Origin of the sequence: Coprococcus intestinihominis (genome assembly GCF_040096555.1) — a bacterium.
Taxonomy (GTDB): domain Bacteria; phylum Bacillota; class Clostridia; order Lachnospirales; family Lachnospiraceae; genus Coprococcus_A; species Coprococcus_A intestinihominis.
This window is the reverse complement of sequence record NZ_JBBMEK010000248.1, coordinates 1-4,949: the sequence shown is the minus strand read 5'-3', so window position 1 is coordinate 4,949 and position 4,949 is coordinate 1. Positions and strand designations below refer to the sequence as shown.

Annotated in this window: 6 protein-coding genes; 2 read left to right on the top strand and 4 right to left on the bottom strand. The window is 45.3% G+C overall.

Going from position 1 to position 4,949, the window contains the following annotated elements; all coding sequences use genetic code 11:
- The first annotated feature begins 197 nt into the window (after window positions 1-197).
- On the top strand, window positions 198-413 hold the full coding sequence (locus WMO25_RS14835; protein WP_015512672.1) for an alpha/beta-type small acid-soluble spore protein: 216 nt from the start codon (window positions 198-200) through the stop codon (window positions 411-413).
- Window positions 414-447: 34 nt separating this feature from the next.
- Here the strand turns inward: WMO25_RS14835 and WMO25_RS14830 are convergent, their stop codons facing one another.
- The 4 genes from WMO25_RS14830 to WMO25_RS14815 all read right to left on the bottom strand — a co-directional run bounded on the left by WMO25_RS14830 (window position 448) and on the right by WMO25_RS14815 (window position 2,934).
- Complete coding sequence (locus WMO25_RS14830) at window positions 448-648, bottom strand: hypothetical protein (protein WP_117528566.1); 201 nt, start codon at window positions 646-648, stop codon at window positions 448-450.
- 10 nt (window positions 649-658) lie between these two features.
- Window positions 659-790 (bottom strand): hypothetical protein, encoded by a 132-nt coding sequence (locus tag WMO25_RS14825; protein ID WP_015512670.1) that lies wholly within the window; start codon window positions 788-790, stop codon window positions 659-661.
- A gap of 170 nt (window positions 791-960) precedes the next feature.
- The gene (gene tig / locus WMO25_RS14820) at window positions 961-2,154 is read right to left on the bottom strand and encodes a trigger factor (RefSeq protein ID WP_349085953.1); all 1,194 of its coding nucleotides are present in this window, start codon (window positions 2,152-2,154) and stop codon (window positions 961-963) included.
- A gap of 108 nt (window positions 2,155-2,262) precedes the next feature.
- The gene (locus tag WMO25_RS14815) at window positions 2,263-2,934 is read right to left on the bottom strand and encodes a YigZ family protein (RefSeq protein WP_349085951.1); all 672 of its coding nucleotides are present in this window, start codon (window positions 2,932-2,934) and stop codon (window positions 2,263-2,265) included.
- Window positions 2,935-3,077: 143 nt separating this feature from the next.
- Between WMO25_RS14815 and WMO25_RS14810 the strand changes: the two genes are divergently transcribed.
- Window positions 3,078-4,949, top strand: a 1,872-nt coding sequence (locus WMO25_RS14810) for a transglycosylase domain-containing protein (protein ID WP_349085949.1), incomplete at its 3' end; no start/stop codon positions are given.

Here is a 4,949-nt window from a genome sequence, read left to right as displayed (position 1 = left end):
ATGCTCCGGCATTTTTTGAATTAAAAATTTACGCTCTATTTCCATAAAACGACTCAAAACCTCCTAATTATTCCACTCATAGTTTCTGTACGTCATTCACATACTAGTAACAGGATAAACAAAAACACTTCAAAAAGCAAGTCTTGTTTGTCCTTTCAGATACAGGATAAAACGAACCAAAAAACGGAGGTGTCACAATGACAAACAATTCTAGTTCTACAATGGAAGTACCACAGGCAAAAGACGCAATGGATAAATTCAAAATGGAAGTTGCCAGCGAAATCGGTGTGAACCTGAAACAGGGTTACAACGGTGATCTTACCAGTGCCCAGGCAGGCTCCATTGGCGGTGAAATGGTTCGGAGAATGATCAAGCGTCAGGAAGAACAGATGGCCAACGGCGGTATGCAGTAACTGAATCTCACAATCCATTAGCTGCCATATCCAATCAGCCGCCCCAAGCGGCATTTGCAGACTGCAGCTGATGACTGAAGCAAACGCCGGGAAAGCGGATCCAAAAGGGTCCGCTTTTTCCGTTTCCTGATTGATTGCCTGACACACCGCTTTGCTTGCCCGACACGCCTAAAATAACGCAAAAAATTCGGGGATGCTGCTCAAAGACATACATCCCCTCATCATTCGCATTCATTCAATTGATTCTATTCGTCTTCCTCATCATCTTCAACAGCAGCCGCTGAAACAGCTGATGCAACGGTTGCAACAACTACCAGAACCGCAACGATGACAACTCCGAGAATTAAAACCGGAAGAAATACTGACATAAAATCCATATTCTACACCTCTCTTGCTCCTGCCTCACACTGTCTGTCCTTAAACGAGCCGAACATGTTCAGTGCCTATTGCCTATGGACATTATAGCATGTTCCCCAAAAAATGCAAAGTTTTTATAATACACTGTTCAAAAAAAATTGTAAATAATATGCATTCCCACGCTGAGCGCTTACTTGGAAGCCTCTGATTCTGTCTCTGTCGGAGCAACTGCAACTGCATTCTCTTCCAGAACATTGAGGACTTCCTCATTGATGATCACCTGACGCAGATACTTCTGGCTGTAATCCTTCTCCAGAGTTGCAACATCTGAATAACCGCTCTGCTTTGCATACTGAGCCACCTTCTCATCGTAAAGGGCATCCGGATCGATCTTCTCAGCCTTGGCAATGGCACTTACAACCAGCATATAGCCTGCTCTTTCTTTGCCATAATCTTCTGCCGACTGATTAAATTCTTCCTCAGTCTGATTCATGTACTGTTTCAGGAAATCAGACAATTCCAGACCAAAGTAGGATGCATACTGCTTATAATGATCTGTATACAGAGCAGCATACTGTGTAACCAGTTCTTCAGGGATTTCTTTGATCTCTGCATTGTCCACAGCCTGCTGAAGCAGTTCCTTCTGCTTGCTGCTCTCTGCTTCAGATTCCTTGTTCGTCTGCAGCTGTGACTTCACATAAGCACGATATTCATCAACGGTTGAAACATCTGTAATGCTCAGCCCCTTAACAAAATCATCTGTCAGTTCCGGCACAATGTCATCGCCTTCTATGTAGTTCACTGTTACATCAAAGACAACCGCCTTGCCCGCCAGATCCGGGTTCGTCTTGTAATCATCCGGGAACTTCAGGTTCAAAGTCTTCTTCTCACCCGGCTTAACACCGATCAGACCATCTTCAAAACCATCAATAAATGAATCAGAACCGATTGTCAGTGATGCACCGGAGGCTGTACCGCCTTCAAAAGTCTCACCATCAATCTTGCCTTCATAGTCAATATTGACTGTATCACCTTCTTCAACGGCTCTGTCCTTGATCTGCTCCGGTGTTGCATGGGCTGTCAGGGTACTGTTGATCTGTGATTCCACTTCTTCATCTGAAACAGATATATCTGTCTCTGTATAAGTCAATCCCTTGTAATCACCGAGCTTGACCAGGGATTCAACATCATAATCATACGCATAAGCATTCGTATCTTCAGTCTCTGTTTCGGTCTCTGAGGCAGATTCCGATGCAGACTGCGCTGCTGATTCTGTCTCACTGCCTGCAGCAGTGTCTGTACTATTGGCACTTCCTTTGCCGCATGCACACAATAAAAGAGCTACGCCGAGGCATGCAGCTCCCAGTTTTAAACTTTTCTTCATTGTAATTCGTCCTTTCATATCCAATGATATTATTTATACCACATAATAGAGAAAAATAAAAGCTTTTATACAAATTTCACAGTTTGTTCAAATTCTTAAATGTCGTACTCAGGCATCAAATATCTCAATTTTGCCTTCCACATCTGCGCCGTAACAAAGCCCCTCCGACTCCGGCACGACCTTGCCGTTGCTGGCCTCTGTCACTTCCTTTATAAAAGCAGCATACTGAGTATCCGGCACAAGCAGCTGCATTTCAACACCTTCCGTATAGAGGGTATCAAGAATCATCAGATTCAGTTTGGCCGCCAGATACTGCATCTTGCCCAGCATTGTATAATCCATGCTCATCCGCACCCTGCGGCAGAGGAACTTCTCTATTATAAAACTTTCCTTCAATCCTTCCTGAACAGCCGCAGAATATGCTCTGACAAGGCCTCCTGTGCCAAGCAGTGTGCCTCCAAAATACCGGGTCACCACAACAACTGTATTCTTCAGCTGCTGCCCCATCAAAACATCCAGCATCGGTTTGCCCGCCGTCTGAGCCGGCTCCCCATCATCACTGCATCTGGCCGTCTCATTGGTCACACCAACGGAAAATGCATGGCAATTATGCCTTGCATCCCAGTACTGTTTTTTTATCTGCTCTATAAAAGCAAGGGCCTCTTCCTCTGATTCCACATGCGCCGAATGGGCAATGAAACGTGACTTTTTCTCAACAATTTCTGCTGTACCGCCCCTGTATACTGTCTTGTAATTGCTCACTTTATTGATTTCTGCCATTCCCAACTTCCTTACTTTATCTTTTTGTCAAGTTTATTCTATCACCTTCTTGAAAATTATGCTATCCCCTATTATTTCGAAAAAAATACACTTTATTTCAGTAAGCTTATTTGCTATAATGATAGGACGAAGGAGGTTCAGTAATGGATTATAGTAAACAGAATAATGAAAAAAAGCGCAAGAAAATCCGTTCCAATGCTGCTAAATCCAAGAAAAAGATTACTTTCAATATATTCCGTTTCACAATGCTTGCTATTTTGCTCATTGTTATTGTCGGTATCGCTGCCGCCATCGGTGGCTTCAAGGGGGTCATCGACAGTGCACCTGACATTACCGCCAGCAATGTGATGCCGAGTAAACTCAAGTCCGTCATGTATTACCCCGACGGACAGGAAGCGATTGAACTGGTAGGCGCCCAATCCAATCGAACGATCGTGTCGATTGATGATATTCCCAAGTGCCTTTCAAACGCCTTTGTAGCCATTGAGGATAACCGCTTCTATGAACATAACGGTATTGACCCGAAGGGTATTGTCCGTGCCCTTTTCGTTGGTCTTTCCCATGGCGGCAATTTTTCAGAAGGTGCCAGTACCATCACCCAGCAGCTGATCAAGCTCACCGTATTCAACGGTGGTGCCGAGACAGATACGATGCAGCGATTCAAGCGTAAGTTCCAGGAGTGGTATCTCGCTCTCAAGCTTGAGAAAGAGATGTCCAAGGACGAGATCATGGAAGCTTACCTGAATACCATCAACCTCGGCCGCGGTGCCTATGGTGTAGAAGCCGCTGCGGAACGTTATTTTAATAAGAAGTGCAGCGATCTGACGGTTTCCGAATCAGCGGTTATCGCAGCGATCGCCCAATCACCTTCCTACAACAACCCCATTGATTATCCGGATATCAACGCCCAGCGTCGCGACAAGATTCTGAACAATATGCTGACCCTTGGTCTTATTACACAGCAGCAGTATGATGAAGCCAAGGCTGATGATGTCTATTCACGTATTACCGAAGTCAACGAGACAACGAAGTCCAAGGATATCATCTATACATGGTTCGAAGATGCTGCCATCGATCAGGTATTAAATGACTTGCAGGAGAAGCTTGGCTATACTTCCGCAGAAGCCAACAATGCCCTTTACAGCGGCGGTCTTCAGATTTATCTGACACAGAGCCGTCATATTCAGGATATTGTCGACAGCTATTATAATGATGATGACAACTTCCCATCCACAGAGTACAGACTCCACTGGGCTCTGACTTACAAAGACAAGGACGGTGAGACCGTCAACATTGATGAGAATTCTCTGCAGAGCTATTATGGCGCCGATGACTGTGATCTGCTTTATGACAACGAAGACCAAGCCAAACAGTCTATTGCAGATTTTCTTGAAGCCAAGGGCATTACTGATGACGATATCATCGCCCAGAGCTTTGATATGACTGTACAGGTACAGTCTTCATTCGTTCTGATGGATCAGTCTACCGGTTATGTACTGGCCTTAAGCGGCGGCCGCGGTGAGAAGAAGACAAGCAGAAGCTTTAACCGCGCCACACAGTCCACACGACAGCCCGGTTCTGTTTTCAAGACGATTGCCGTTTTCCTTCCTGCTCTGGATTCCTGTGGGCTTTCACTGGCATCTACCAAGGAAGATGAACCTTATACAACTCCTGACGGCTACCAACCGTTCAACACCAATGCCAACTCCTATCAAGGAACGACAACCATCCGTGAAGCCATTACTTACTCCATGAACGTTGTTACAACCAAGTGGCTGGTTGAAGATGTCACACCGAAGCTTGGTATTGAATATCTTGAGAATCTTGGCATTACAACCATGGACGAAGACCGGGATGCTTACGCACCTCTGGGTCTTGGCGGTATCTCCAATGGTGTAACGAACCTTGAACTGACAGGTGCTTATGCGGCCATCGCCAACGGCGGTGTCTATACAGAGCCTATCCTTTACAGCAAAATTCTGGACAAGGACGGCAATGTACTTTTGGACAATGTA

Coding starts and splice junctions, on each gene's coding strand:
- WMO25_RS14825 (WP_015512670.1), bottom strand. CDS start 790: ATGGATTTTATGTCAGTATTTCTTCCGGTTTTAATTCTCGGAGTTGTC.
- WMO25_RS14835 (WP_015512672.1), top strand. CDS start 198: ATGACAAACAATTCTAGTTCTACAATGGAAGTACCACAGGCAAAAGAC.
- tig (WP_349085953.1), bottom strand. CDS start 2,154: ATGAAGAAAAGTTTAAAACTGGGAGCTGCATGCCTCGGCGTAGCTCTT.
- WMO25_RS14830 (WP_117528566.1), bottom strand. CDS start 648: ATGAATGCGAATGATGAGGGGATGTATGTCTTTGAGCAGCATCCCCGA.
- WMO25_RS14815 (WP_349085951.1), bottom strand. CDS start 2,934: ATGGCAGAAATCAATAAAGTGAGCAATTACAAGACAGTATACAGGGGC.